Genomic DNA, 25,992 nt, shown 5'->3' on the forward strand with positions numbered 1-25,992 from the left:
GCTTGAAAGCGGGACTCAGACTTCGTCAGGGGAACGCAGGTTGGTAACCGCAATACGCTGCTCGCGGCGCTGTTCTTTCTGCGAAGGCATCTCGGCGCGATAAACGCCTTGATCGCCAACGACCCAGGACAGCGGGCGGCGCTCCTGACCGATAGACTCCTGCAGCAGCATCAGCCCTTGCAGGAAAGCCTCGGGACGGGGCGGGCAACCGGGTATGTAGACGTCGACCGGAAGAAACTTGTCGACACCCTGAACGACCGAATAGATGTCGTACATGCCGCCGGAATTGGCGCACGCGCCCATGGAAATGACCCACTTGGGTTCGAGCATCTGCTCGTAAAGGCGCTGGATGACGGGGGCCATCTTGATGAAGCAGGTGCCGGCGATGACCATGAAGTCGGCCTGGCGTGGGGATGCCCGGATGACTTCGGCACCGAAGCGCGCAACGTCGTGAGGCGCCGTGAACGCCGTGGTCATTTCGACGTAGCAGCACGACAAGCCGAAGTTGTACGGCCACAGGGAATTCTTGCGACCCCAGTTCACCGCACCACTGACAACATCCGAGAGTTTCCCCATGTAGATGTTCTTGTGCACTTCATCTTCTAGACGCTGATCGGAAACGACCTCCCGATCGCCGATCGGGTATTGCTCGTTGGGAGCATCCGGATCGATCCGAGTGAGTTTGTATTGCATCGCCAAAGCCTCATTGTTTCAGCTTCGCTTGCCGAGACTTGCGGCCCTCGGGTGCCCAATCGAGCGCACCGATACGCCAAAGGTAGACAAGACCTGCCAACAGAATGTTTATGAAAACGGCTGCTTCGATAAAACCGGCCCAGCCGCTTTCGCGAACAGACACGGCCCAGGCGAAGAGAAAGAGGGCTTCGACGTCGAAGATCACGAACAGCATCGCGACCAGATAAAATTTGGCGGACAGGCGCAGGCGCGCACTGCCGGTAGGAAGCATGCCCGACTCGAACGGCTCGTTCTTGCTGCGGCCCCACGCCTTGCTGCCAAGCAGGCTGGATACGCCCAACATGAACGCACAGAGGCCAACGACCCCGAGCAAAAAAACGGCCAACGCCCAGTTGTGGGAGAGGGAACTGCTTGCTTCCAACATGCCGGTACTCCTCAGGCAAGGAACGGCTTCGCGTGTAATTTGAAGTTATGGCGAGACAATGTCAGCTGGCCTCGCACTCTATTGCCTTAATGTTATGCCTGTATTGGGTGTAAGTAAATTTTTCAAATTGAAAATTTAGCTGGCGACATGCCCGGGACGCAGCATCTTTCTGTTATTCATTTGGAATCATCGACTTAAATGACAATTTAGACTTGTCAGTCTACGTCGCACCACATGTAGCGGATAATTCAACGCACTTCAATGGGAATGTTTATCGTTTGTGGAAAAGTTCTCTTGAGCACTGTTGTCGCGGAACTGTCCATGCATGGCGCACTTGCACAATAAGAGTCATTGATATTTAAGCTGGATTAGCTTGATGCAAATAAAAAAGCCCCGGCATTACTGCCAGGGCCTGAGAAAATGCTGCATTTTTCGGTGTGCGGGTTCTTAGTGGAACTGGTTCATCGTGTTGTCCTTGCCGCCTGCTTTCAATGCAGCCTCGCCGGCAAAGTATTCCTTGTGGTTGTCGCCGATATCCGAGCCCGCCATGTTCTGGTGTTTGACGCAGGCGATGCCCTGGCGAATTTCCTGACGCTGTACACCTTTAACGTAGGCCAGCATGCCCTGGTCGGCGAAGTAACCCTTGGCCAGGTTGTCGGTAGACAGCGCAGCCGTATGGTAGGTGGGTAGGGTAATGAGGTGGTGGAAGATGCCTGCGTTGGCCGAACCGTCTCGCTGGAAGGTGCGGATTTTCTCGTCAGCTACCTGCGCCAGTTCAGTCTCGTCGTAATCGACGCTCATCAGCTTGGCGCGGTCGTAGCCAGAGACATCTTTGCCTTCGGCCACGAACGCATCGAACACCTGTTGACGGAAGCTCAGCGTCCAGTTGAACGATGGGCTGTTGTTGTAGACCAGCTTGGCGTTGGGAACCACTTCGCGAACGCGATCGACCATTGCCTTGATCTGCCCGACGTGAGGCTTCTCGGTTTCGATCCAGATCATGTCTGCACCGTTCTGCAGCGAGGTGATGCTGTCCAGCACGCAGCGATCTTCGCCGGTGCCTTTACGGAACTGGAACAGGTTGGATGGCAGACGCTTGGGTCGCAGCAGCTTGCCGTCGCGGTTGAGTACCACGTCGCCGTTTTTCAGTTCCGATGCGCTGATTTCGTCGCAGTCGAGGAACGAGTTGTACTGGTCACCCAGGTCGCCTGGCTGATTGGTCACGGCAATCTGCTTGGTCAGGCCGGCACCCAGGGAATCGGTGCGCGCAACGATCACGCCGTCATCCACACCCAGCTCCAGAAAGGCATAACGCACCGCATTGATCTTGGCCAGGAAGTCGACGTGCGGAACCGTGACCTTACCGTCCTGGTGACCGCATTGCTTCTCGTCGGACACCTGGTTTTCGATCTGGATACAGCAGGCGCCTGCTTCGATCATCTTCTTGGCCAGCAGGTAGGTGGCCTCGGGGTTGCCGAAGCCGGCATCGATGTCGGCGATGATCGGCACCACATGGGTTTCGAAATTATCGATCTGCGCCTGGATTTCAGCCTGTTTGGCCTTGTCACCAGCATCGCGTGCGGTGTCCAGCGCATTGAACAGCAGATCCAGTTCACGGGCGTCAGCTTGACGCAGGAAGGTGTAGAGTTCTTCGATCAGCGCAGCGACTGCGGTCTTTTCATGCATGGACTGATCCGGCAGCGGGCCGAAGTCGGAACGCAATGCGGCGATCATCCAGCCGGACAGATAGAGGTAGCGCTTGTTGGTGGTCTTCAGGTGTTTCTTGATGGAAATCAGCTTCTGCTGGCCGATAAAGCCGTGCCAGCAACCGAGCGACTGGGTATAGACGGACGAGTCTGCGTCGTACTCGGCCATGTCCTTGCGCATGATGGCCGCCGTGTACTTGGCAACGTCCAGCCCGGTTTTGAAACGGTTCTGGGCGCGCATGCGAGCGACGGATTCCGGGTTGATGGCGCTCCAGCTGCTGCCAGCGGCTTCTTTCAGGGCGGCAACGGCTTTGATGTCGTTTTCGTAAGCTGACATGGTCAATCCTTCAAGTGTGTGTTTGGTCGAGCGCTGAACGCTGCGCACAGTCCAGGCGCAGGGCTCGGCGCGAGCTCACCGCAGACGTTGAGAGGAAACCGGAAGGAGGGCGCTTGGGCCGGGTGGACGAAACGCATCGGCAGGCACACCCGCCGGGTAGGCGAGTCATGTGCGTATGGGCCCGTGGACGCCCGCGGCACTCGTGCTGATCGATACGTGAAACGCTTCCCCGTCCCTCAGGACAACCTCGTTCCAGTCGCCATCTCGTCGAACTGCCTTGTGGGCTTAACAACACGAATCGATCCTGCGGTAAGCAAGGAAGCGACCCGGAGGCTCGGTTTTCAGAGCCCCTGATTAGCGGGAGCGAGGCCATCATGCGACTGACGAAAATGTTCGTCAATCGTTTTTGTAGTGTTTTTTTAGATCTACTACATAAGTCTTAGATCGACCGTACAGTCACGTTTTACGGGCCTTTCAGTCGATTACATCGACTTTTACGCGCATGCTCATGTCAGCGCGGCCTTCGGTTGAGTAGCGGCGCAATACCCCGCTGCTATCTGCCTGGCTCTGCTCACTGCTGCCGCCGATACTGATCCACTCACCGACTCGCCCACTGACTCGCGTGTCGGCTTGCTGAATGTCGATAACCCCGGGCTGGCTCTGATTGAGGCGGTCGCGGTTACTACTGATATCCAGGTGCACGACATCACCCGCCAGGCTTGCCGTCACGTAGAAACCCTGGGTGACGTTGCGGTATTCGGTGTTGTTGTACACCTGGCCATAGGGGCCGCGGCTGCTGGTGGTCACCGGCACGCTCTGGCCCACCTGGATAAGCGCCGGATAACCTTCGCTGGTCTGTACCTGCTGGGTACCACCGCCACGGCTGTCAGTGCTGCGACGAATGATGCGCGCCTGGTCGCGACCGTTCACTTCGCCCCGACCGATTTCCACGCGACCGTTACCGGCGCTGATACTGCCGTCTACGCCATAACCGCGATCATCGCGATAGGTGGATTCGCTGGTATCGACGCTGATCAGCAAGCGCCTCGGTTGAGTGTCGAGCTGGCCGAGCAGGGCGCGGACTTCCTCGATCTTCACCGCCGAGGCATTGACGATCAGTTGGTTGCCGTAAACGCTAACGCGCCCCTCGTTGCCAAGCGTAGATTGCACCACTGGTAGAAGATCGCCGGCGGTGCGGTAGTTGAGCGTGATCACTTCCGTTGCGGCTGTCGCCGACAGGCTGAGAGCAAGCAGGGCGGCGGCGAAAAAATGCCGTTTCATAGCAGAAAGCTCCGCAGATCAGGGTCGGTGATACTGGTATCCCAGGTTTGGTTGAACAGCCGCTGCAGCTGACGGACACGTCCCGGATCCTGGTACTTCGCATAGCCGGCGAATCTGTCCGGCTCGGGACGCACCAGCATGCCTTGATCATCGGCCAGCAAAAAAGCGCCGTCAGGAAATGGATAGTCGGGGTGACAACGGCGGATTTGCACGTTACTTGGTAACTTGCGCGACAGCGCTATCAGCCGATGCCCGTCACGAACCGCTCGGCTGCTATCGCGTACCAGAATACGCAAACGGCTGTTTCGATGATCGAGCAGAAAACGCGTGCACGCCTGCTGAATGCTGCTGTGGTGATAAAGCCAGGGCTCGAGATCCGGGCTGTACAGGCATAGCGTTCGACTGGCCTGCTGCATAAACGCGAGCGCATGAGCGCGGGCGTGTTCCGGCAAGCTGAAGCGCTGCAATGCCTGCTCGACACCCAGCAGGAAGGGCGCCGGCTCCCAGCTGGCTGGCTGCGGTAATTCGCTGCCTGGGTTGTGCAGGGGAAACCGCCCGGGCGATTCGAATTCGATCAACTCGAGCTCTGTTTCGCCGGGCGTATGTTCATCGTTCATGCTGACCTCTGTGGCACTTGCACAGGCCACAGCTGATCATCAGCCGCTGCTGCGCACCATGTCGACGTGGGGAATACCTGCTTCCAGATACTCGTCACTCACTACAGTGAAGCCCAGCTTTTCATAGAACGGTGTGGCCTGCACCTGTGCGCTGAGCATTTGCTGACTCAACCCACGTTTCTCCGCCTCGGCGATAACCGCCTGCAACAGTGCTTCGCCGACTTTCAGGCCGCGCCAGTCCTTGAGCACCGATACCCGACCGATCTGTCCATCTGCCAGCAGGCGTGCAGTGCCGATCGGGTAATCACCTTCGCAGGCTAAAAAATGCACGGCATTGCTGTCTTCGGCGTCCCATTCCAGTTCAGGCGGCACTGCCTGTTCAGCAACGAAGACCGCCTCGCGGATGCGGCGCAGTTCTTCGTAATCCTTGTGCCAGTCGGCGATGCGTACGTGCAGGTCATTCATCGGCAGCAAACTCCAGGCTTCCCTGTTTGGTCAGCTCGAGAACCAATTCCCGGGCTTCGTCGTTGCCCAGCCATGGACCGAGGTTTTCAAGATGCAGGGCGTCGGCAGAGCAGATCATTTTCAGCAATTCGCGCAGACTGGCGGAAACCATCCGGCTCTGCCCGCTAGCAAACAGCACCAGATCTTCGCCGACTTCCGACCAGGCCATACGCGCGCTGGGATTGCGGATCATCACTGCGCCGTCTTCCAACTGGTCGAGGAAGCCGTCTTCGTCGATCTCGATGCCGGCGATCAGCTCAGGGTAGCGCGGCTCGGTCATGAACTGGCCAAACCAGGTCATTAGCAGGCGTTCGTCGCTCATGTGCTCGGCCAGCAATGCCTTAAGGCGATCCAGAGCGTCGCGCTGGATTTCGCTTGGGTCATTGACCGGCGCGGTGCCTGCGTCGCTGTAGCGCGTTTCGTCAGGCAGGAACTGGCCAAGAAAATCGGTGAAATGGGTCAGTACTTCGGCCGCGCTGGGTGCGCGGAAACCCACGGAATATGTCATGCAATCGTCCTCGGCGGTGCCACAGTGGGCCAGGAGCGGCGGCAGATAAAGCATATCGCCGGGCTCGAGCACCCATTCTTCAGTTTGATCAAATTGAGCCAGAATCTTCATGTCCAGATCCGGCAGCAGCGGGCTCTGTGCATCGCACATCTGGCCGATCTGCCAGCGGCGGCGACCATGAGCCTGCAGGAGAAACACATCGTAATTGTCGTAATGCGGACCCACGCCACCGCCCGGAGCAGCGAAGCTGACCATCACGTCGTCGATACGCCACTTGGGCAGAAACTTGAATTCCTCCAGCAGTTCGGCCACTTCCGGCACGAACTGGTCGACGGCTTGCACCAGCAGCGACCATTCACGTTCAGGCAGCTGTGCAAAAGCGTCTTCGGCGAACGGCCCACGGCGCACTTCCCACGGCGTATCACCGTGCTCGATCACCAGGCGCGACTCGACTTCTTCCTCAAGGGCCAGACCGGCCAGTTCGTCCGGTGTGATTGGGCTTTCGAAGTCCGCGATGGCCTGGCGCACCAGCAAGGGCTTTTTCTGCCAGTAATCACGCAGGAATTCGCGTGCGCTCAGGCCGCCCAACAGCTGAAGAGGAGCATCAGGATTCATCTGTAAGTCCTTGATATTTGTTAAAGCGTATAAAAAGAAACGCCCGGCTTCAGCCGGGCGTCCTTGAGACTGAATCGAGCTTAGATGCGTTTGGCCTGCGCCACCGCGTTGCCGATGTAATTGGCTGGAGTGAGCTGTTTGAGCTCTTCCTTGGCCTGCTGCGGCATATCCAGGCCATCGATGAAGGCCAGCAGCGCTTCCGGCGTGATCCCTTTGCCACGGGTCAGCTCTTTGAGCTTCTCGTAGGGGTTCTCGATGGCGTAACGGCGCATGACGGTCTGGATCGGCTCGGCAAGCACTTCCCAGCACGCATTCAGGTCTTCAGAAATACGTTGAGCATTGAGCTCTAACTTACTGATTCCTTTAAGACTTGCCTCGTAAGCGATAACGCTGTGAGCGAAACCGACACCGAGGTTGCGCAGCACAGTCGAGTCGGTCAGGTCGCGCTGCCAGCGGGAAATAGGCAGCTTGCTGGCCAGGTGCTGGAACAGCGCGTTAGCGATACCCAGGTTGCCTTCGGAGTTTTCGAAATCGATCGGGTTGACCTTGTGCGGCATGGTCGACGAGCCGATTTCGCCTGCAATGGTCTTCTGTTTGAAATAGCCCAGGGAGATATAACCCCAGACGTCACGGTCGAAGTCGATGAGAATGGTATTGAAGCGGGCAATAGCGTCGAACAGCTCAGCGATATAGTCGTGAGGTTCGATTTGCGTGGTGTAAGGGTTCCACTGCAGGCCCAGATCGTTTTCGATGAACTGCCGGGCGTTGGCTTCCCAATCGATCTGCGGGTAGGCGGAGAGGTGGGCGTTGTAGTTGCCAACGGCGCCATTGATCTTGCCGAGCAACGGCACGGCGGCAATCTGCACGATCTGGCGCTCGAGACGGTAGACGACGTTGGCCAGCTCTTTGCCCAGAGTGGTGGGCGAGGCTGGTTGGCCGTGGGTGCGCGACAACATCGGTACGTCGGCGAACTTCACCGACAGCTCACGAATGGAAGCGGCTATCTGGCGCATCAGCGGCAACAGCACAGTGTCACGGCCTTCACGCAGCATCAGCGCGTGGGACAGGTTGTTGATGTCCTCGCTGGTGCAGGCGAAATGGATGAATTCGCTGACCTTGTCCAATTCCGGCAACTTGGCCGCCTGCTCCTTGAGCAGGTACTCCACGGCTTTGACATCGTGGTTGGTGGTGCGCTCGATTTCCTTGACGCGCTCGGCGTGCTCCACAGCGAAGTTTTCGGCCAGCTCATTGAGCAGCGCGTTGGCTTCGATAGAGAAGGGCGCAACTTCGCTGACACCTTCATGGGAGGCCAGGCGCTGCAACCAGCGTACTTCGACCTGGACGCGGAAACGAATCAGGCCGTATTCGCTGAAAATAGGGCGCAGAGCGCTGGTTTTGCCGGCATAGCGGCCATCTACGGGCGAAACCGCGGTGAGCGAGGAAAGCTGCATGGGAGGCGTTCTCGGACAGTCGGGCGTTGAAAAGGGCGCGTATCATACACGAATTAGGGGCGCCATCGGCGGCTCCCCTGGGTGATTCGATGAACGAGATGCGCGTCGGGAAACGGATGCGCCTAGCTGCGCAGCATCGGGTAGAGCTCTTTGAGCAATTTGCGGCGGCTGAAGACCAGTTGCCAGCGGTGCCCGCCCAGTTGCCGCCACAAGCGGCCTGCGCGGATGCCGGCGAGCAGCAACGCGCGGATCTTCGAGGCATTCGCCGGTTGCTGCAGAAAGCGGCTGTCACCTTGCACCTGGATGCGCTGCTTGAAGGTGCTGATGGTGTCTTGATACAGCGCGCCGCAGGAAGAAATCACGTTTTCGTGACCAATGCCGAAGTGTTCGGCCTGGTTCTGAACCTGATCGAGGCGAGTGCCCATCAGCTGCAGCAGATCGCCGCGCTTGTCGAGTTGCCGCTCCAGGCCGAGCAAGGCGAGGGCATAGCGCAGCGGCTCACGCTGCAGGCTGGTCGGGTCGCGCTCGAGCGCACTGACCAGGGCGCGATAGCCTTCGCGCAGGTTGAGGTCGTCGCCGCCGAATACATCAAGTGTGCTCACCGCGTCGCGCACCAGCAGGCTGCCGATCAGGCACGTCACTTCGTTCTCGGCGGCCTGGCCGGTCTTGGCGATTTTGTCGACCATCACCGCCGCCTGGAATACGGCACCCAGGGCAATCAGTTGCTCTTGTATCGGATTCATCGCGGTGCACCCTCGCTCCACGGCTCGGCGCTTTCAATTACGCCACCGCCAAGACAGATATCGCCATCGTAGAACACCACGGATTGGCCGGGCGTGACCGCGCGCTGCGGCTGCTCGAAAGTGGCGCGGTAGCCGTCCGCCGTGCGTTCCAGCGTACAGGCCTGATCAGCCTGGCGATAACGCACCTTGGCGGTCAGTTGCAGCGGCGCATCGAGGGCGATCGGGTTGACCCAGTAGATCTGCGACGCATTCAGCGCGCGCGAGAACAGCCAGGGGTGTTCATTGCCCTGACCAACGACCAGCACGTTGCGCGTCAGGTCTTTGTGCAGCACATACCAGGGCTCGTCACTGGCGTCCTTGAGGCCGCCGATGCCCAGCCCCTGACGCTGGCCGATAGTGTGGTACATCAACCCGTGGTGCCGACCGATGACATCGCCTTCGGTGGTTTCGATATCGCCTGGCTGCGCTGGCAGGTATTGCTTGAGGAAATCACTGAAGCGCCGCTCGCCGATGAAGCAGATGCCGGTGGAGTCTTTCTTCTTCGCGGTGGCCAGCTCGTACTTCTCGGCAAGCGCACGGACCTGGGGCTTCTCCAATTCGCCGACCGGGAACAGGGTTCTGGCAATCTGTTCGCCACCCACGGCATGCAGGAAATAACTCTGATCCTTGTTGCCGTCGAGGCCCTTGAGCAGCTCGCTGCGCCCTTCGATATCGCGGCGGCGCACGTAGTGACCGGTCGCAATGAGATCGGCGCCGAGCATCAGCGCGTAGTCGAGGAACGCCTTGAACTTGATCTCGCGGTTGCAGAGGATGTCCGGGTTCGGCGTGCGGCCGGCCTTGTACTCGGCCAGGAAGTGCTCGAACACATTGTCCCAGTACTCGGCCGCGAAGTTAGCGGTGTGCAGCTTGATGCCGATGCGATCGCACACGGCCTGGGCGTCTGCCAGGTCGTCCATGGCGGTGCAGTATTCGGTGCCGTCGTCTTCGTCCCAGTTCTTCATAAACAGGCCTTCGACCTGATAGCCCTGTTCGAGCAGCAACAGGGCCGAAACGGAGGAGTCGACACCGCCGGACATGCCGACAATAACGCGCTGAGTAGCTGGATCTTGCATGGTCGGAATCAATACAGGCTTCAAAGGGGCGCGATTCTATCAGGATGCGCCTGACGTTTCAGCGTGGCCGCACCAGGAGCCGCTCAGCGCGCTACATCGGTTCGTGGAGCAGGCTCAGCGAATAACGGGCGCCGGCCCGGTAGTCGTCCAGGCAGCGCAGCACCAGTTCGCTGCGCAGCTGTTGGCGCTCGGCCAGCAACTCATCATAGGTCAGCCAGCGAATGCCACTGATGTCGGTATCTAGGGCACGCTCGGGGTAATGCCTGATCAACTCGGCGGTAAAGCAGATGCGCTGGTACGTGACGCCATTGCTGGGCGCGGTGTACAGGTAGATGCCGGTGACGGCGGTCAGCTCCACCTCACAGCCAGTTTCCTCCAGCGTCTCGCGTACGGCGGCCTGCTGAAGACTTTCACGTGCCTCGAGGTGGCCGGCGGGCTGATTCAGAACCAGGCGTCCACCCTTGAGCTCTTCGACGAACAGAAAGCGCCCCTCATGCTCGACGATAGTTGCGACGGTAACGTGTGCATGCCACTGCATTGAAGAATCCTTTTGTCAGGCTGAAAACGACAACCCCGGCGCGAGGCCGGGGTTGTTGGTGCTACTTCATCAGCGCATTGCTCAGACCAGAGAGGCCAGGGCAGCGTTGAGGGTTTCGCTCGGGCGCATGACTTTTTCAGTCAGCGCTTTGTCCGGCGCGTAATAGCCGCCGATTTCAGCTGGCTTGCCCTGCACGGCGCCCAGTTCGGCAACGATTTTGGCTTCATTGTCACTCAAGGCCTTGGCCAGCGGCGCGAACTGCGCCTGCAGCGCGGCGTCTTCAGTCTGGGCAGCCAGGGCCTGAGCCCAGTACAGCGCCAGGTAGAAGTGGCTACCGCGGTTGTCGATACCGCCAACCTTGCGCGCGGGCGACTTGTCATTGTCGAGGAATTGGCCAGTAGCCTCATCCAGGGTTTTGCTCAGTACCAGCGCCTTCGGGTTGTTGTAGGTGTTGCCCAAATGCTCCAGCGAAGCCGCCAGTGCCAGGAACTCACCCAGAGAATCCCAACGCAGGAAGTTTTCCTCGACCAGTTGCTGCACGTGCTTCGGCGCGGAGCCGCCAGCGCCGGTTTCGAACAGGCCACCGCCATTCATCAGCGGTACGATCGACAGCATCTTGGCGCTGGTGCCCAGTTCCATGATCGGGAACAGGTCAGTCAGGTAATCGCGCAGTACGTTGCCGGTCACCGAGATGGTGTCCTTGCCGTCGCGGATGCGCGCCAGGGAGAACTTGATGGCCTCGACTGGCGACAGCACGCGGATGTCCAAACCGCTGGTGTCGTGATCCTTCAGGTACTTTTCTACTTTCTTGATCATTTCGGCGTCGTGGGCGCGCGCCGGGTCCAGCCAGAATACGGCCGGGGTGTCGCTCAGGCGAGCGCGGTTGACGGCCAACTTGACCCAATCCTGGATCGGCGCATCTTTGGTCTGGCACATGCGGAAGATGTCGCCTTCTTCCACCTGTTGCTCCATCAATACCTTGCCGTTGGCATCGCTGACGCGAACCACGCCATTGGCCTGGATCTGGAAGGTCTTGTCGTGGGAGCCGTACTCTTCGGCTTTCTGCGCCATCAGGCCAACGTTCGGCACGCTGCCCATGGTGGTCGGGTTGAAGGCGCCATTGGCCTTGCAGTCCTCGATTACGGCCTGGTAGATGCTGGCGTAGCAGCGATCCGGGATTACCGCTTTGGCATCCTGCAGCTCACCAGCGGTGTTCCACATCTTGCCCGAGTCACGGATCATCGCAGGCATCGACGCATCGACAATGACGTCGCTTGGCACGTGCAGGTTGGTGATGCCCTTGTCAGAGTTGACCATCGCCAGCGCCGGGCGCTCGGCATAGACGGCCTTGATGTCAGCTTCGATCTCGGCCTGTTTGTCAGCCGGCAGCTTCTTGATGCTGGAGTACAGGTCGCCGATACCGTTGTTCAGGTTGAAGCCGGCTTCTTGCAGCGCAGCAGCGTGCTTGTCCAGAGCCGACTTGTAGAACTCAGCAACGATCTGGCCGAAGATGATCGGGTCGGAGACCTTCATCATGGTGGCTTTCAGGTGAACGGAGAACAGCACGCCTTGTTTCTTGGCGTCTTCGATCTCGGCAGAGATGAAACTGCGCAGCGCCTTCTTGCTCAATACCGAGCAATCCAGGACTTCGTCAGCCAGAACCGAGGTTTTCTCTTTCAGCACGGTAGTGCTGCCGTCAGCACCGATCAGTTCGATTTTGACGCTGCCGTTAGCTTCGATCAGAGCAGCCTTTTCGCTGCCATAGAAGTCGCCGCTGCTCATATGAGCCACGTGGGACTTCGAATCTGCAGCCCACGCACCCATTTTGTGCGGGTGCTTGCGGGCGTAGTTCTTGACCGACAGCGGCGCGCGGCGGTCGGAGTTGCCTTCGCGCAGAACCGGGTTCACGGCGCTGCCCTTGACTTTGTCATAACGGCTGCGGATGTCGCGGATTTCGGCGCTGTCGCCAGTGTCCGGGTAATCCGGCAGGGCGTAACCCTGGCTCTGCAGTTCTTTGATCGCGGCCTTGAGCTGCGGCACAGAAGCACTGATGTTCGGCAGTTTGATGATGTTGGCTTCTGGCGTGGTGGCCAGTGCGCCCAGCTCTGCCAGGTGGTCACCCTGCTTCTGAGCATCGGTCAGAAACTCGGGAAACAGCGCCAGAATACGGCCGGCCAGCGAAATGTCGCGGGTTTCGACGGCGATATCCGACGAGGCGGTAAAGGCTTTGACGACGGGGAGCAGGGAGTAGGTCGCGAGCGCAGGGGCTTCGTCGGTGAGGGTGTAGATAATCTTCGAGCGTGTGGTCATATTTGATTTAACTCTCTTTTTGCTGAACTTGCACAAGGCACTGATCCGGGTGAGGTGGCTTCTGGCCACAGCGCGGCATCAATGATGTGAATTCGAAGTTCCATCCCGATGATGTTGGGTGCCGCAACCAACCGGTGGCGATAGCGGATCGCCTATGAAAGGTCGTCACGACGAGTGCTGGAAGCCGTACTCCAGGCGAATGCGCCTCAATGACTACTCAGTCAGCGCCCGAGTATATCAAACCCGCGGTCGATGGCAGTGACCAAGTTGCCCGTGCTGCCTTGATGCCGCATAACCAGATGGATGGTTTTGAATACCTGCTGCGCCGTTTCACTGCATCTGGGCGGCGAGCGCTACGGTTCGGCTGACTTGGCAAGTGGACTGCCCGAGCTGTCACCGCGTCAATACGATTAAAGTCCTGCACGATCACCGACCGGGGGAGAAGACGAGCCCCCTGATAAGCAAGCAAATACGAAAAAGCCGGTCGTGCGACCGGCTTTTTCGTACCACGTGGCAGTCAAACCTCGACTGTTTGTTCGCGCACCCTGCTAGTGGCGGTGGTGGCGACTTCGGCGGTCGCCTGCGCAGCGCTGATGTTCACGGCGTGGAGGCCTTTGGGGCCCTGAATAATATCGAAGCTTACGGCTTGCCCAGCTTTCAGCGTCTTGTATCCGTCCATCTGGATGGCCGAGTAATGGGCGAACAGGTCCTCATCTCGGCCATCGGCCAGGATGAACCCATAGCCTTTGGCGTTGTTGAACCACTTGACCTTACCACTTAGCATGCTGATATCCCTCTGCAAGGAACTCCATTGCTGGAGTATCATCCACATTAGATCCCGCGTTCGCATGATGACTCACTCGAGCGCAAGCCCCTCCACCCCGTATGGGTATGCTTTGGTTTTAACACCCTTTTGCCGATAGTCAAGGCAACGCGCAAAGCAACGATAAACGGGTCCCGTTTTGTGACCTGCCATCATTCACCCACGAACCTTTTATCCAGCATGCATGCAAGTAGCCAGATTCGACTAACATTCAATCAGGATCGACCCGCACCGCATGACGACGACTCGTCGGGACTAGCCGTCGAGGAGTCCAAGCCGGCATTGCAGGCGCCTCCGCTTTATAAGGTGATCTTGTTCAATGATGACTACACCCCCATGGATTTCGTGGTCGAAATACTCGAGACCTTCTTCAACCTCAATCGCGAGGTGGCGACCAGAATCATGTTGACGGTGCATACCGAAGGTCGGGCAGTGTGCGGGCTCTATACCCGTGACATCGCCGAGACCAAGGCCACACAGGTCAACCAATACGCGCGTGAAAGCCAGCATCCATTACTCTGTGAAATCGAGAAGGACGGTTAACGCCGGCCGCTTGGGCATGAGGTGAAGCTATGTTAAATCGAGAGCTCGAAGTCACCCTCAACCTGGCCTTCAAGGAGGCACGCGCCAAGCGTCATGAATTCATGACGGTTGAGCACCTCCTGTTGGCTCTACTGGACAACGAAGCTGCAGCCAGCGTGTTGCGCGCTTGTGGCGCCAGTCTGGACAAACTGCGCAGCGACCTGCAGGAATTCATTGATTCCACCACGCCGCTGATCCCCCAGCATGATGAAGAGCGTGAAACCCAACCGACATTGGGTTTCCAGCGCGTGCTGCAGCGGGCGGTATTCCACGTACAGAGTTCCGGCAAGCGTGAAGTAACCGGCGCCAACGTACTGGTTGCGATCTTCAGCGAGCAGGAAAGCCAGGCCGTGTTTCTGCTCAAGCAGCAGAGCGTGGCGCGCATCGACGTGGTCAATTTCATCGCCCACGGCATCTCCAAGGTGCCGGGGCATGGCACGTCTCCAGAATCCGAGCAGGAAATGCAGGATGAGGAGGGCGGTGAGTCCTCGTCGTCGAGCAATCCGCTGGATGCCTATGCCAGCAACCTGAACGAACTGGCCCGTCAGGGCCGCATCGATCCGCTGGTCGGCCGTGAGAATGAAGTCGAGCGCGTCGCGCAGATTCTTGCCCGTCGCCGCAAGAACAACCCGTTGTTGGTCGGTGAGGCAGGCGTGGGCAAGACGGCCATTGCCGAGGGCCTGGCTAAGCGCATCGTCGACAATCAGGTACCTGATCTGCTCGCTGACAGCGTGGTGTACTCCCTCGACCTGGGCGCGCTGCTGGCAGGCACCAAGTACCGTGGCGACTTCGAGAAGCGCCTCAAGGCGCTGCTTACCGAACTGCGCAAGCGTCCTCAAGCGATCCTGTTCATCGACGAGATTCACACCATCATCGGTGCCGGCGCGGCTTCGGGTGGTGTGATGGACGCATCCAACCTGCTCAAGCCGGCGCTGTCGTCCGGTGAAATCCGCTGTATCGGCTCCACCACCTTCCAGGAGTTTCGCGGCATCTTCGAAAAAGACCGTGCGCTGGCACGGCGCTTCCAGAAGGTCGACGTGGTCGAGCCTTCCGTGGAGGACACCATCGGTATTCTTCGCGGGCTAAAAGGTCGTTTCGAGCAGCACCACGACATCGAGTACAGCGACGAGGCGTTGCGTGCGGCTGCTGAGTTGGCATCTCGCTACATCAATGATCGTCATATGCCGGATAAAGCCATCGATGTGATTGATGAAGCGGGTGCCTTCCAGCGCCTGCAGCCGCAGGACAAACGCCTCAAGCGTATCGACGTGCCTCAGGTCGAAGACATCGTCGCGAAAATCGCGCGGATTCCACCAAAGCACGTCAGCAGCTCCGACAAGGAACTGCTGCGTAATCTGGAGCGCGACCTGAAACTGACCGTATTCGGTCAGGACGCTGCCATCGACTCGCTGGCGACGGCTATCAAGCTCTCGCGTGCAGGCCTCAAGGCGCCGGACAAGCCCGTGGGCTCTTTCCTGTTCGCAGGCCCAACCGGCGTTGGCAAGACCGAGGCGGCACGTCAGCTGTCCAAGGCGCTGGGTGTGGAGTTGGTACGTTTCGACATGTCCGAGTACATGGAGCGGCATACCGTTTCCCGCCTGATCGGTGCACCACCCGGCTATGTCGGTTTCGACCAGGGCGGCTTGCTGACCGAGGCAATCACCAAGCAGCCGCATTGCGTGCTGCTGCTCGATGAGATCGAGAAGGCGCACCCGGAAGTCTTCAACCTGCTTCTGCAGGTCATGGACCACGGTACGCTGACCGACAACAACGGGCGCAAGGCGGACTTCCGCAACGTGATTTTGATCATGACCACCAACGCCGGCGCCGAAACAGCAGCACGCGCGTCGATTGGCTTCACCTATCAGGATCACTCGTCCGATGCCATGGAAGTGATCAAGAAGAGCTTCACGCCGGAGTTCCGCAACCGTCTGGATACCATCATCCAGTTCGGTCGTCTCAGCCATGAAACGATCAAGAGCATCGTCGACAAGTTTCTCATCGAGCTACAGGCACAGCTCGAGGACAAGCGCGTCATGCTCGAGGTCAGCAATGCTGCACGTGACTGGCTGGCAGAGCAGGGTTACGACGTGCAGATGGGGGCGCGGCCGATGTCGCGGCTTATCCAGGATCGGATCAAGCGTCCGCTGGCAGAAGAAATCCTCTTCGGCGAGCTATCCGAGCATGGCGGTACCGTCCATGTGAATCTTGTGAACGGAGAGCTGACGTTCGACTTCGAGACCACAGCGGAAATGGCCTGAGAAGACTCACTTGGCGGGCTCTGTACGAGCCCGCCAAGCTGGCAGGCTTGCAGTGCTACAAAAACGAAAACGCCCGGCATATGCCGGGCGTTTTCGTTAGCGCGTTACTGAAGGTGGGAAGCGTTGCTTCCTGCCTGTTAGCGGGCGCGGTAGGTGATACGACCCTTGCTCAGATCGTAAGGTGTCAGCTCTACGCGCACCTTGTCACCAGTCAGAATGCGGATGTAATTCTTGCGCATCTTTCCGGAGATGTGCGCGGTAACGACGTGCCCGTTTTCCAACTCCACGCGAAACATGGTGTTGGGCAGGGTGTCGACGACAGTGCCTTCCATTTCGAAGCTGTCTTCTTTCGACATGCAGTAAAGCCCTCGGTATCCAATGAATGGCCCGGCGCAACTGGCCCCAGGCAAAAGCGGCATGCATTGTGCCCGAAAAACAGGGTTGACGCCAAGGGTCTCTACCTGTTTCAGCGCAAGCTAGATAGCTTATCCACTAATTGGCCAGACAAATGGCGTGGCGTTATGAGGTTGGCTTCTCAAAAGGCACCGGCATTAGTCCTGCCGACAGACTGATGCGAGGCCTCAGGTGAGCGCCACCCAGCGCTGATTGACGAATAGCTCGATGGGCCGATATTGCGTTTTGTAGTTCATCTTCCGGCAGTTTTTAATCCAGTACCCCAGGTACACGGCCTGTAAGCCCAACCGACGAGCCTCGTTTATCTGCCAGAGAATGGCAAAGCGCCCCAGGCTGCGCTGCTCCTCGTCCGGATCATAAAAGGTGTAAACGGCTGATAATCCATTGGGCAGCACGTCGGTGACGGCGATCGCCAGCAGCCGGCCTTGATCACGAAATTCGTAAAAGCACGAAAAAGGCAAATCACGCACCAGAAACGTGGAAAATTGCTCACGATTGGGCGGGTACATGTCACCGTCGGCATGGCGCTGCTCGATATAGCGCGCGTAGAGCTGATAATACTCCTCGCTGAACAACGGCCTGACGCCGCGAACCTGAATGGAGTCGTTGCGCTTGATGATTTTGCGTTGCTGACGATTGGGCGCGAAGGGTGCGGTTGGAACCCGTGCCGGGACACAGGCCGAGCAGCGCTGACAGTGCGGGCGGTAGAGGTGATCGCCACTGCGTCGAAAGCCCAGCTCGGAGAGCTCGGCATAGGTGCTCGCATCCATGGGCTGGCTGGGATCGAGAAACAGCGTAGTAGCCTGCTCCTCGGAGAGGTAGCTGCACGGATGCGGCTGAGTGGCATAGAACTTCAGGCGAGCCAGCTCGGTCATGGTCGAATCCCGAAATTGTCCTTCAGTGAGTGTATGTCAGCTCATCAAGGCCGACCACAATGCAAAGGTCACCCGTCGGCTCGCACCGACAGGGTCGGCCATTCGCCGCCAGGGGGATGGTCGAGAAAGCGCTGCAGGTAACCAGCGAACTCGGCGCGAGTGATGGCGCGCGCGCCCAGGCTGTGCAGATGCTGGGTTGGCATCTGGCAGTCGATCAGCTCGAATCCCCAGGCCTTCAGACGCTCTACCAGCGTGACGAAGCCGACCTTGGATGCGTTATCGGCACGGCTGAACATCGACTCACCAAAGAACAGTTTACCCATGGCCAACCCGTAGAGCCCGCCGACCAGTTGCTCGTCCTGCCAAACCTCCACGCTGTGAGCCAGGCCGCGCTGGTGCAGGTCGATGTAGGCGTGCTGCATGGGCGTGGTGATCCAGGTGCCGTCAGCGTAATCGCGCGGCGCAGCGCAGGCCTGGATGACGCTCTGAAACGCCTGATCCATGCTCACGCGATAACGTCCCTGGCGGATGACCTTACGCAAGCTGCGTGACACATGCAGCTCGCCGGGGAACAGCACGGTGCGTGGATCCGGTGACCACCACAGCAGTGGCTGACCCTCCTGATACCAAGGGAAGCAGCCATGCCGGTAGGCGGCGATCAGGCGCTCGGCACGCAGGTCACCACCCGCGGCCAGCAGGCCATTCGGCTCGCGCAAGGCATTGTCGAGGGGCGGAAAGGTCAGTGACTCACGTTGCAACCAGGTAAGCATCGGCGAAACCGCGGCAGGGGAGGGCGGGGGATTCCCGCCCGGAATGGTCAGTTGTCGTCGAGGAATTTTTCGACGTCGAGAGCGGCCATACAGCCAGCACCGGCCGAAGTAATGGCCTGGCGGTAGACATGGTCGGCAACATCGCCAGCGGCGAATACGCCTTCGATGCTGGTGGCGGTAGCGTTGCCCTCGTTGCCGCCCTTGATCAGCAGGTAGCCATCACGCATTTCCAGCTGCCCCTGGAACAGATCGGTATTGGGTTTGTGGCCGATGGCGATGAATACCCCGGCCAGCGGCAGGTCGGTGGTGCTGCCGTCCTGCGTGCTACGCAGGCGCGCGCCGGTCACGCCAGTCGCATCACCCAGCACCTCGTCCAGGGTGTGGTTCCAGTGCAGGCGCATATTGCCGTTGGCGACCTTGTCGAACAGCTTGTCCTGGAGAATCTTCTCGGAACGCAGCTTGTCGCGGCGGTGCACCAGATGCACCTCCTTGGCGATATTGGACAGGTAAAGCGCTTCCTCGACTGCGGTGTTGCCACCACCAATCACCGCGACTACCTGGTTGCGGTAGAAGAAACCATCGCAGGTGGCACAGGCCGAAACGCCTTTACCGGCGAAGGCTTCTTCTGATGGCAGGCCCAGGTACTGCGCCGAAGCGCCGGTGGCAATGATCAGCGCATCGCACGTATAGGTCCCACTGTCACCTTTGAGGGTAAACGGTCGGCTCTGCAACTCGGCGGTATGAATGTGGTCGTAGATGATCTCGGTTTCGAAGCGCTCGGCATGCTTCTGCATCCGCTCCATCAGCCCCGGACCAGTCAGCCCTTCGACATCACCCGGCCAGTTGTCCACTTCGGTGGTGGTGGTCAGCTGTCCGCCTGGCTGTATACCGGTGATGACAACCGGCTTCAGGTTGGCGCGGGCCGCATAAACAGCAGCGCTGTAGCCGGCAGGGCCGGAGCCCAGGATAATCAGGCGGGAGTGCTTGACTTCGCTCATAAAAACACCTCATAAGCCTTTGTCACAAAAGAGAATGCGTGCTCAAATTGAGCCGCACGGACGAAATGATGGCCGCTATGCTACACCGAAGCATGAAGCGAGCGGGAGCCAGCCAGGCTGATGAAAACGGCGATGTTCTATCAGGTGACGCCCACGCGCGGCACCAGGTGTCCATCCGCTGGGTGAGTACGGGACTTTTTGGCTATTTGCAGCCTTGGCCATCCGTCGCTTGCCGGTCGTTCACAAGGCCTGGACGCAACCATCAGCAGCCCATTACTGGCAGGGCATGCCGTACAATGGCTGCATTTCGTCCTCCACCGTTCATTCGGCGCGCTAACGGCGCAGGAACAGATGCGTTTTGAAGAATTCTAGCTCTACAGCAGCGGTGCCAGTCTGGCGTCAACAACTCCCATATCGCCTCAAAGAGGGTGCACTGATCGCCCTTGGTGCGTTGTGCCTCTACGTGTGGATGGCACTGCTCACCTACGACCCTGCTGATCCGGGCTGGACCCACACCAGTAATGTCGAGCAGGTGCAGAACGCTGCCGGCCGTGCAGGCGCCTGGTTTGCTGATGTGCTGTTCATGGCGCTCGGCTATTTCGCGTACCTGTTCCCGTTGCTACTGGGCTTTAAAACGCTGCAGGTATTCCGTGCGCGGCACGAGCCTTGGCACTGGAGTGGCTGGCTGTTCTCCTGGCGCCTGATCGGCCTGGTATTTCTTGTGCTCTCAGGCGCTGCGCTGGCCTATATACATTTTCAGGGCGCAGCAGGCATGCCGGCGTCAGCAGGTGGGGCGCTCGGTGAAAGCCTGGGCCAGCTGACGGTCGCCGCACTGAACGTGCAGGGCAGCACGCTGCTGTTCATCGCCCTTTTTCTGTTTGGCCTGACCGTCTTTACCGATTTGTCGTGGTTCAAGGTCATGGACCTGACCGGCAAAATCACCCTGGACCTGCTGGAGCTGGTACAGAGCGTGGTCAATCGCTGGTGGAGTTCGCGTCAGGAGCGCAAGCAACTGGTTGCGCAACTGCGCGAAGTGGATGAGCGCGTCCACGACGTGGCTGCCCCCGTGGTACGTGATCGCCGCGAGCAAGCCAAGGTCAAGGAACGCCTGATCGAGCGTGAAGAGGCGCTCAGCAAGCACATGATCGAGCGCGAAAGCCGTCCCGCTCCGGTGATTTCCGCACCAGCTGCCCCCAGAGCACCTGAGCCAAGCAAGCGCGTACAGAAAGAAAAGCAGACGCCCCTGTTTATCGACAGCGCCGTGGAAGGCACCTTGCCGCCGATCTCGCTGCTCGACCCGGCTGAAGCCAAGAAGATCGAGTACTCGCCCGAGTCGTTGGCAGGCGTCGGTCATCTGCTGGAGATCAAGCTCAAGGAATTCGGCGTCGAGGTATCGGTTGACTCGATTCACCCAGGTCCGGTGATTACCCGCTACGAAATTCAGCCTGCAGCCGGCGTCAAGGTCAGCCGCATCGCCAACCTGGCCAAGGACCTGGCGCGCTCGCTGGCAGTGACCAGCGTGCGGGTAGTAGAAGTGATCCCTGGCAAGACCACCGTCGGCATCGAAATCCCCAATGAGAACCGCCAGATCGTGCGCTTCTCCGAAGTCCTGTCGACCCCAGAATATGACGACGCCAAGTCACCGGTTACCCTGGCGCTAGGCCACGACATTGGCGGCAAGCCGGTGATCACCGATCTGGCGAAGATGCCGCACCTGCTGGTCGCCGGTACCACCGGTTCCGGTAAGTCGGTGGGCGTGAACGCGATGATTCTGTCGATCCTGTTCAAGTCGGGGCCGGAAGACGCCAAGATGATCATGATCGACCCGAAAATGCTCGAGTTGTCGATCTACGAAGGTATTCCTCACCTGCTGTGCCCAGTGGTTACCGACATGAAAGAGGCGGCCAACGCCCTTCGTTGGAGCGTCGCCGAGATGGAGCGCCGCTACAAGCTGATGTCGAAGATGGGCGTGCGTAACCTGGCGGGCTTCAACCGCAAGGTGAAGGATGCCATTGAGGCTGGCGAGCCACTTTCCGATCCGCTGTACCGCCGCGAAAGCATGGAAGACGAAGCGCCTCTACTGAAAACGCTGCCAACCATCGTGGTGGTGGTCGACGAATTCGCCGACATGATGATGATCGTCGGCAAGAAGGTCGAAGAGCTGATCGCCCGTATCGCCCAGAAAGCGCGGGCAGCTGGTATCCACCTGATTCTCGCCACTCAGCGCCCTTCGGTGGATGTGATCACCGGTCTGATCAAGGCCAACATTCCAACCCGCATGGCGTTCCAGGTATCCAGCAAGATCGACTCGCGCACCATCATCGATCAGGGCGGCGCCGAACAGCTGCTCGGCCACGGCGACATGCTGTATATGCCGCCGGGCACCAGCTTGCCGATCCGCGTACACGGTGCGTTCGTCTCTGACGAAGAAGTGCACCGCGTGGTCGAAGCGTGGAAGCTGCGCGGCGCTCCGGATTACAACGAAGACATTCTGGCCGGTGCGGAAGAAGGCGGCGGTGGCTTCGATGGCGGCAGTGGCAGTTCCGAAGGTGACGACAGCGAGTCCGATCCGCTGTACGACGAAGCGGTCAACTTCGTACTGGAAAGCCGCCGTGCATCCATCTCCTCGGTGCAGCGCAAGTTGAAGATCGGCTACAACCGCGCCGCACGCATGATCGAGGCGATGGAAATGGCCGGCGTGGTAACGCCGATGAACACCAACGGTTCACGCGAAGTGATTGCGCCCAGCGCGAACCGCGACTAATTCCCTGATAGAGGATTCACATGCGCCTGATTCGCCTGATGTTGCTCGCTGTGCTGAGTACCGCGAGCCTGTTTGCCCACGCTGACGATGAGGCCGCCGTAAAGCGCCTGACTCAGCTGCTCAACCAGGCGCAGACCATCACTGCGCGCTTTTCTCAGCTGTCGCTCGATGGCAGCGGCACCCAGCTGCAGGAAACTGCCGGTGAATTGGCACTGAAGCGCCCAGGCCTGTTCCGCTGGCACACCGACGAGCCGATGGAACAGCTGCTGGTATCCGATGGCAAGCAGGTCTGGCTGTATGACCCGGACCTGGAGCAAGTGACCATCCAGTCGCTTGACCAGCGCCTGACCCACACACCAGCCTTGCTGCTCTCCGGCGATGTTTCGCAGATCCGCGAGAACTTCGAGATCACCTTCAAGGAAGGTGGCAGCGTGGTCGACTTCATCCTCAAGCCGAAGTCCAAGGACACCCTGTTCGACAGCCTGCGCTTGTCGTTCCGTAATGGCGTGCTCAACGACATGCAGCTGATCGACAGTATCGGCCAGCGCACCAACATTCTGTTCATGAGCGTGAAAATGAACGAGCCCCTGGATGACAAGCAGTTCAGCTTTGAAATCCCCGAGGGTGCAGACGTCATTCAAGAGTAGGTAAGTCGTGGATCTGTTTCGCAGTGCGCCCGTCGCCCAGCCGCTGGCCGCCCGTTTAAGGGCGACCACACTGGACGAGTACGTTGGCCAGGAACACCTGCTGGCTCGTGGCAAGCCGCTGCGCGAAGCGCTGGAGCAGGGCGCCCTGCATTCGATGATCTTCTGGGGCCCACCCGGCGTCGGCAAGACCACCCTGGCCCGATTGCTGGCCCAGGTTACCGACGCGCATTTCGAGACCATTTCCGCGGTGCTTTCCGGGGTCAAGGAAATCCGCCAAGCCGTCGAGGTCGCTCAGCAACATGCCGCTCAATATGGGCGGCGCACCATCTTGTTCGTCGACGAGGTGCATCGCTTCAACAAGTCGCAGCAGGATGCATTTCTGCCGTATGTCGAAGACGGCACGCTGATCTTCATCGGCGCGACTACCGAAAACCCTTCATTCGAACTCAACAATGCCTTGCTGTCGCGCGCCCGCGTCTATGTGCTCAAGAGCCTGGACGATGCCGCGCTGCGCAAGCTGGTCGACCGCGCATTGAGCGAAGAGAAGGGGTTGGGCGAGCGCCACCTGAGCGTGCCTGACGAGAGCTTCGAGATTCTCAAGAGCGCCGCTGATGGTGATGGTCGGCGCTTTCTCAATTTTCTCGAAAACGCTGCAGACCTGGCGGATGACGGCGGCGAAATCAGCAGCGCACTGCTGCTCGATCTGCTCGGCGATACCCGGCGCCGTTTCGACAAAGGCGGTGAAGCGTTCTACGACCAGATATCTGCGTTGCACAAGTCGGTTCGTGGCTCCAGCCCGGACGGCGCGCTGTACTGGTTCACACGCATGCTTGATGGCGGCTGTGATCCGTTGTACATCGCTCGCCGCGTGGTGCGCATGGCCAGCGAAGAGGTTGGCAACGCCGATCCGCGCGCGCTCACGCTGTGCCTGAACGCCTGGGACGTGCAGGAGCGCCTGGGCAGCCCGGAAGGTGAGCTCGCGGTGGCGCAGGCCATCGTCTACCTCGCTTGCGCGCCCAAAAGCAATGCGGTTTACAGCGCCTTCAATGCGGCCAAACGTGATGTCGCCGAAAACGGCTCCCGTGAAGTTCCGCTGCACCTGCGCAACGCCCCGACCAAATTGATGAAACAGCTGGGCTATGGCGACGAATATCGTTACGCCCATGACGAGCCGGACGCCTATGCCGCGGGCGAGGATTACTTTCCTGACGACCTTGAACCGCGCCGTTACTACCAGCCCGTCCCCCGTGGATTGGAGCTGAAAATTCGCGACAAACTCGCGCACCTCGCCGAACAGGACGCCAACAGCCCGCGTCAGCGGAGAAAACCATGATGCTCACCTTGCTTGCCGTTGCGCTGGGCGGAGCGTTCGGGACATTGCTGCGCTTCACCGTCGGCAACTGGGTGAATGCACACTGGCCACAGCATTTTTATAGCGCAACCCTGCTGGTGAACCTCGTCGGCTGCCTGCTGATCGGGGTACTCTACGGGCTGTTTCTGCTACGCCCCGAGGTGCCAGCGGCAGTTCGGGCAGGTTTGATCGTCGGTGTCCTCGGCGGTTTCACGACCTTTTCTTCATTTTCCCTGGACACCCTGCGCCTGCTGGAAAGCAGCCAGGCCCCGCTGGCCCTGGGCTACGTGGCGGTAAGTGTGCTGGGCGGCCTGCTCGCAACCTGGGCAGGCCTTTCGCTAACCAAACTCTGATCGACGAGAACCTGAAATGCTCGATTCCAAACTGGTGCGCAGCCAACTGCACGATATTGCCCAGCGTCTGGCCACCCGTGGCTATGAACTGGACGTGACCCGCGTCGAAGCCCTCGAGGCGCAACGCAAGTCCGTTCAGACCCGTACCGAGCAATTGCAGGCAGAGCGCAACAGTCGATCCAAGTCCATCGGCCAGGCCAAGCAGCGCGGCGAAGATATCGCACCGCTGCTGGCCGACGTCGACCGCATGGGCAGCGAGCTGGAGGAGGGCAAGCGCGAGCTGGACGCCATCCAGGTCGAGCTGGACAACTTGCTGCTGAGCATTCCCAACCTGCCGCACGAGTCGGTACCGGTCGGTGCTGACGAAGACGATAACGTCGAAGTTCGCCGCTGGGGCACGCCCAAGGCATTCGACTTCGCCGTGCAGGATCACGTCAGCCTCGGCGAACAGCACGGCTGGCTGGACTTCGAAACCGCCGCCAAACTGTCCGGCGCACGTTTTGCCCTGCTGCGCGGCCCGATCGCCCGTCTGCACCGCGCCCTGGCTCAGTTCATGATCAACCTGCACACCGCCGAGCATGGCTACGAAGAGGCCTACACGCCTTATCTGGTGCAGGCACCAGCGCTGCAGGGCACCGGCCAACTGCCGAAGTTCGAGGAAGACCTGTTCAAGATCAGCCGCGAGGGCGAGGCCGATTTCTATCTGATCCCGACTGCTGAAGTGTCGTTGACCAACATCGTTGCCGGTGAAATCGTCGACGCCAAGGAGCTGCCGCTGAAGTTCGTTGCCCACACTCCGTGCTTCCGCAGCGAAGCCGGTGCGTCGGGCCGTGATACCCGCGGCATGATTCGCCAGCACCAGTTCGACAAGGTCGAAATGGTCCACGTGGTCGAGCCGGGCAAATCCTTCGACGCGCTGGAAGAACTGACCGGCCATGCCGAAAAGGTGCTGCAACTGCTCGAACTGCCGTATCGGGTGTTGGCGTTGTGTACCGGCGACATGGGCTTCAGCGCGACCAAAACCTACGACCTGGAAGTCTGGGTGCCGAGCCAGGACAAGTACCGCGAAATTTCCTCGTGCTCCAACTGCGGCGACTTCCAGGCCCGCCGTATGCAGGCACGCTATCGCAACCCGGAAACCGGCAAGCCGGAGCTGCTGCACACCCTCAACGGCTCCGGCCTGGCGGTGGGTCGCACGTTGGTTGCGGTGCTGGAAAATTACCAGCAGGCCGATGGCACCATCCGGGTGCCCGATGTGCTGAAGCCGTACATGGGTGGTATCGAGGTCATCTGAGGCGTACCGTCGACGCCAGTC

Annotated in this window: 24 protein-coding genes; 7 read left to right on the forward strand and 17 right to left on the reverse strand. The window is 59.5% G+C overall.

The window, feature by feature from the left end; translation table 11 throughout:
* Positions 1-15 precede the first annotated feature (15 nt).
* From BLS60_RS14510 to cspD, 13 genes are all read right to left on the reverse strand, one after another.
* Complete coding sequence (locus BLS60_RS14510) at positions 16-693, reverse strand: NuoB/complex I 20 kDa subunit family protein (RefSeq protein WP_070883756.1); 678 nt, start codon at positions 691-693, stop codon at positions 16-18.
* A 10-nt stretch (positions 694-703) separates the two neighbouring features.
* Positions 704-1,117: an NADH-quinone oxidoreductase subunit A gene (locus BLS60_RS14515; RefSeq protein ID WP_070883755.1), complete on the reverse strand. Its 414-nt coding sequence runs from the start codon at positions 1,115-1,117 to the stop codon at positions 704-706.
* A 447-nt stretch (positions 1,118-1,564) separates the two neighbouring features.
* A complete protein-coding gene (locus tag BLS60_RS14520) occupies positions 1,565-3,160 on the reverse strand; it encodes an isocitrate lyase (RefSeq protein ID WP_070883754.1) in 1,596 nt (531 codons plus the stop codon).
* Between the two features lie 474 nt (positions 3,161-3,634).
* Positions 3,635-4,441 (reverse strand): secretin N-terminal domain-containing protein, encoded by an 807-nt coding sequence (locus BLS60_RS14525; protein WP_092369332.1) that lies wholly within the window; start codon positions 4,439-4,441, stop codon positions 3,635-3,637.
* Entirely contained in the window at positions 4,438-5,058 is a 621-nt protein-coding gene (locus BLS60_RS14530) for a DUF7931 domain-containing protein (RefSeq protein ID WP_092369335.1), read from the reverse strand. The genes BLS60_RS14525 and BLS60_RS14530 overlap by 4 nt, the downstream gene beginning before the upstream one ends.
* A gap of 39 nt (positions 5,059-5,097) precedes the next feature.
* Positions 5,098-5,523, reverse strand: a complete 426-nt coding sequence (locus BLS60_RS14535; RefSeq protein ID WP_092369338.1) for a GNAT family N-acetyltransferase — start codon at positions 5,521-5,523, stop codon at positions 5,098-5,100.
* Positions 5,516-6,685: a ribosomal protein uL16 3-hydroxylase gene (locus tag BLS60_RS14540; RefSeq protein ID WP_092369341.1), complete on the reverse strand. Its 1,170-nt coding sequence runs from the start codon at positions 6,683-6,685 to the stop codon at positions 5,516-5,518. Before BLS60_RS14540 ends, BLS60_RS14535 begins: the two co-directional genes overlap by 8 nt.
* A gap of 80 nt (positions 6,686-6,765) precedes the next feature.
* Positions 6,766-8,136, reverse strand: a complete 1,371-nt coding sequence (gene purB / locus BLS60_RS14545) for an adenylosuccinate lyase (RefSeq protein WP_092369344.1) — start codon at positions 8,134-8,136, stop codon at positions 6,766-6,768.
* Between the two features lie 122 nt (positions 8,137-8,258).
* A complete protein-coding gene (gene hflD, locus BLS60_RS14550; RefSeq protein WP_070883748.1) occupies positions 8,259-8,879 on the reverse strand; it encodes a high frequency lysogenization protein HflD in 621 nt (206 codons plus the stop codon).
* Positions 8,876-9,991 carry a tRNA 2-thiouridine(34) synthase MnmA gene (mnmA, locus tag BLS60_RS14555; RefSeq protein ID WP_070883747.1) on the reverse strand — a complete coding sequence of 372 codons (1,116 nt, stop codon included), beginning with the start codon at positions 9,989-9,991 and terminating at the stop codon, positions 8,876-8,878. The genes hflD and mnmA overlap by 4 nt, the downstream gene beginning before the upstream one ends.
* A gap of 91 nt (positions 9,992-10,082) precedes the next feature.
* Positions 10,083-10,529 (reverse strand): NUDIX hydrolase, encoded by a 447-nt coding sequence (locus tag BLS60_RS14560; RefSeq protein ID WP_092369347.1) that lies wholly within the window; start codon positions 10,527-10,529, stop codon positions 10,083-10,085.
* Between the two features lie 81 nt (positions 10,530-10,610).
* Entirely contained in the window at positions 10,611-12,839 is a 2,229-nt protein-coding gene (locus tag BLS60_RS14565) for an NADP-dependent isocitrate dehydrogenase (RefSeq protein WP_092369350.1), read from the reverse strand.
* Between the two features lie 517 nt (positions 12,840-13,356).
* Positions 13,357-13,623: a cold shock domain-containing protein CspD gene (cspD, locus tag BLS60_RS14570; protein WP_070883784.1), complete on the reverse strand. Its 267-nt coding sequence runs from the start codon at positions 13,621-13,623 to the stop codon at positions 13,357-13,359.
* Positions 13,624-13,842: 219 nt separating this feature from the next.
* Here cspD and clpS point away from each other — a divergent pair, with 219 nt between their 5' ends.
* Positions 13,843-14,205 carry an ATP-dependent Clp protease adapter ClpS gene (gene clpS / locus BLS60_RS14575; RefSeq protein ID WP_070883743.1) on the forward strand — a complete coding sequence of 121 codons (363 nt, stop codon included), beginning with the start codon at positions 13,843-13,845 and terminating at the stop codon, positions 14,203-14,205.
* A 29-nt stretch (positions 14,206-14,234) separates the two neighbouring features.
* Entirely contained in the window at positions 14,235-16,505 is a 2,271-nt protein-coding gene (gene clpA / locus BLS60_RS14580; RefSeq protein ID WP_092369353.1) for an ATP-dependent Clp protease ATP-binding subunit ClpA, read from the forward strand.
* A 137-nt stretch (positions 16,506-16,642) separates the two neighbouring features.
* Here clpA and infA read toward each other — a convergent pair whose 3' ends face one another.
* The 4 genes from infA to trxB all read right to left on the reverse strand — a co-directional run bounded on the left by infA (position 16,643) and on the right by trxB (position 19,562).
* Entirely contained in the window at positions 16,643-16,861 is a 219-nt protein-coding gene (infA, locus tag BLS60_RS14585) for a translation initiation factor IF-1 (protein ID WP_002553999.1), read from the reverse strand.
* 225 nt (positions 16,862-17,086) lie between these two features.
* A complete protein-coding gene (locus BLS60_RS14590) occupies positions 17,087-17,794 on the reverse strand; it encodes an arginyltransferase (RefSeq protein WP_070883741.1) in 708 nt (235 codons plus the stop codon).
* A gap of 68 nt (positions 17,795-17,862) precedes the next feature.
* Positions 17,863-18,564 (reverse strand): leucyl/phenylalanyl-tRNA--protein transferase, encoded by a 702-nt coding sequence (gene aat / locus BLS60_RS14595; RefSeq protein ID WP_092369356.1) that lies wholly within the window; start codon positions 18,562-18,564, stop codon positions 17,863-17,865.
* 47 nt (positions 18,565-18,611) lie between these two features.
* Positions 18,612-19,562 carry a thioredoxin-disulfide reductase gene (trxB, locus tag BLS60_RS14600; RefSeq protein WP_092369358.1) on the reverse strand — a complete coding sequence of 317 codons (951 nt, stop codon included), beginning with the start codon at positions 19,560-19,562 and terminating at the stop codon, positions 18,612-18,614.
* Between the two features lie 358 nt (positions 19,563-19,920).
* Between trxB and ftsK the strand changes: the two genes are divergently transcribed.
* From ftsK to serS, 5 genes are read left to right on the forward strand one after another with little or no spacing between them, the layout of a single operon-like run.
* Positions 19,921-22,326: a DNA translocase FtsK gene (gene ftsK / locus BLS60_RS14605; protein WP_092369361.1), complete on the forward strand. Its 2,406-nt coding sequence runs from the start codon at positions 19,921-19,923 to the stop codon at positions 22,324-22,326.
* Positions 22,327-22,346: 20 nt separating this feature from the next.
* The gene (gene lolA, locus BLS60_RS14610) at positions 22,347-22,973 is read left to right on the forward strand and encodes an outer membrane lipoprotein periplasmic chaperone LolA (RefSeq protein WP_070883738.1); all 627 of its coding nucleotides are present in this window, start codon (positions 22,347-22,349) and stop codon (positions 22,971-22,973) included.
* A 7-nt stretch (positions 22,974-22,980) separates the two neighbouring features.
* Complete coding sequence (locus BLS60_RS14615; RefSeq protein WP_092369365.1) at positions 22,981-24,306, forward strand: replication-associated recombination protein A; 1,326 nt, start codon at positions 22,981-22,983, stop codon at positions 24,304-24,306.
* Positions 24,303-24,677: a fluoride efflux transporter CrcB gene (gene crcB / locus BLS60_RS14620; RefSeq protein ID WP_092369368.1), complete on the forward strand. Its 375-nt coding sequence runs from the start codon at positions 24,303-24,305 to the stop codon at positions 24,675-24,677. The genes BLS60_RS14615 and crcB overlap by 4 nt, the downstream gene beginning before the upstream one ends.
* 16 nt (positions 24,678-24,693) lie before the next feature.
* Complete coding sequence (serS, locus tag BLS60_RS14625; RefSeq protein ID WP_092369371.1) at positions 24,694-25,971, forward strand: serine--tRNA ligase; 1,278 nt, start codon at positions 24,694-24,696, stop codon at positions 25,969-25,971.
* Positions 25,972-25,992: the final 21 nt, after the last annotated feature.

The sequence above is a fragment of the Phytopseudomonas seleniipraecipitans genome, from assembly GCF_900102335.1.
GTDB classification, from domain to species: Bacteria; Pseudomonadota; Gammaproteobacteria; order Pseudomonadales; family Pseudomonadaceae; genus Aquipseudomonas; species Aquipseudomonas seleniipraecipitans.

What these genes read in the sequence shown, in the direction of transcription:
- BLS60_RS14515 (WP_070883755.1), bottom strand. Translation starts at nt 1,117, where the DNA reads ATGTTGGAAGCAAGCAGTTCCCTCTCCCACAACTGGGCGTTGGCCGTT.
- serS (WP_092369371.1), top strand. Translation starts at nt 24,694, where the DNA reads ATGCTCGATTCCAAACTGGTGCGCAGCCAACTGCACGATATTGCCCAG.
- BLS60_RS14540 (WP_092369341.1), bottom strand. Translation starts at nt 6,685, where the DNA reads ATGAATCCTGATGCTCCTCTTCAGCTGTTGGGCGGCCTGAGCGCACGC.
- clpA (WP_092369353.1), top strand. Translation starts at nt 14,235, where the DNA reads ATGTTAAATCGAGAGCTCGAAGTCACCCTCAACCTGGCCTTCAAGGAG.
- hflD (WP_070883748.1), bottom strand. Translation starts at nt 8,879, where the DNA reads ATGAATCCGATACAAGAGCAACTGATTGCCCTGGGTGCCGTATTCCAG.
- BLS60_RS14525 (WP_092369332.1), bottom strand. Translation starts at nt 4,441, where the DNA reads ATGAAACGGCATTTTTTCGCCGCCGCCCTGCTTGCTCTCAGCCTGTCG.
- BLS60_RS14520 (WP_070883754.1), bottom strand. Translation starts at nt 3,160, where the DNA reads ATGTCAGCTTACGAAAACGACATCAAAGCCGTTGCCGCCCTGAAAGAA.
- infA (WP_002553999.1), bottom strand. Translation starts at nt 16,861, where the DNA reads ATGTCGAAAGAAGACAGCTTCGAAATGGAAGGCACTGTCGTCGACACC.
- trxB (WP_092369358.1), bottom strand. Translation starts at nt 19,562, where the DNA reads ATGAGCGAAGTCAAGCACTCCCGCCTGATTATCCTGGGCTCCGGCCCT.
- lolA (WP_070883738.1), top strand. Translation starts at nt 22,347, where the DNA reads ATGCGCCTGATTCGCCTGATGTTGCTCGCTGTGCTGAGTACCGCGAGC.
- BLS60_RS14590 (WP_070883741.1), bottom strand. Translation starts at nt 17,794, where the DNA reads ATGACCGAGCTGGCTCGCCTGAAGTTCTATGCCACTCAGCCGCATCCG.
- purB (WP_092369344.1), bottom strand. Translation starts at nt 8,136, where the DNA reads ATGCAGCTTTCCTCGCTCACCGCGGTTTCGCCCGTAGATGGCCGCTAT.
- BLS60_RS14565 (WP_092369350.1), bottom strand. Translation starts at nt 12,839, where the DNA reads ATGACCACACGCTCGAAGATTATCTACACCCTCACCGACGAAGCCCCT.
- clpS (WP_070883743.1), top strand. Translation starts at nt 13,843, where the DNA reads ATGCATGCAAGTAGCCAGATTCGACTAACATTCAATCAGGATCGACCC.
- BLS60_RS14535 (WP_092369338.1), bottom strand. Translation starts at nt 5,523, where the DNA reads ATGAATGACCTGCACGTACGCATCGCCGACTGGCACAAGGATTACGAA.
- crcB (WP_092369368.1), top strand. Translation starts at nt 24,303, where the DNA reads ATGATGCTCACCTTGCTTGCCGTTGCGCTGGGCGGAGCGTTCGGGACA.
- cspD (WP_070883784.1), bottom strand. Translation starts at nt 13,623, where the DNA reads ATGCTAAGTGGTAAGGTCAAGTGGTTCAACAACGCCAAAGGCTATGGG.
- aat (WP_092369356.1), bottom strand. Translation starts at nt 18,564, where the DNA reads ATGCTTACCTGGTTGCAACGTGAGTCACTGACCTTTCCGCCCCTCGAC.
- BLS60_RS14510 (WP_070883756.1), bottom strand. Translation starts at nt 693, where the DNA reads ATGCAATACAAACTCACTCGGATCGATCCGGATGCTCCCAACGAGCAA.
- BLS60_RS14530 (WP_092369335.1), bottom strand. Translation starts at nt 5,058, where the DNA reads ATGAACGATGAACATACGCCCGGCGAAACAGAGCTCGAGTTGATCGAA.
- mnmA (WP_070883747.1), bottom strand. Translation starts at nt 9,991, where the DNA reads ATGCAAGATCCAGCTACTCAGCGCGTTATTGTCGGCATGTCCGGCGGT.
- BLS60_RS14560 (WP_092369347.1), bottom strand. Translation starts at nt 10,529, where the DNA reads ATGCAGTGGCATGCACACGTTACCGTCGCAACTATCGTCGAGCATGAG.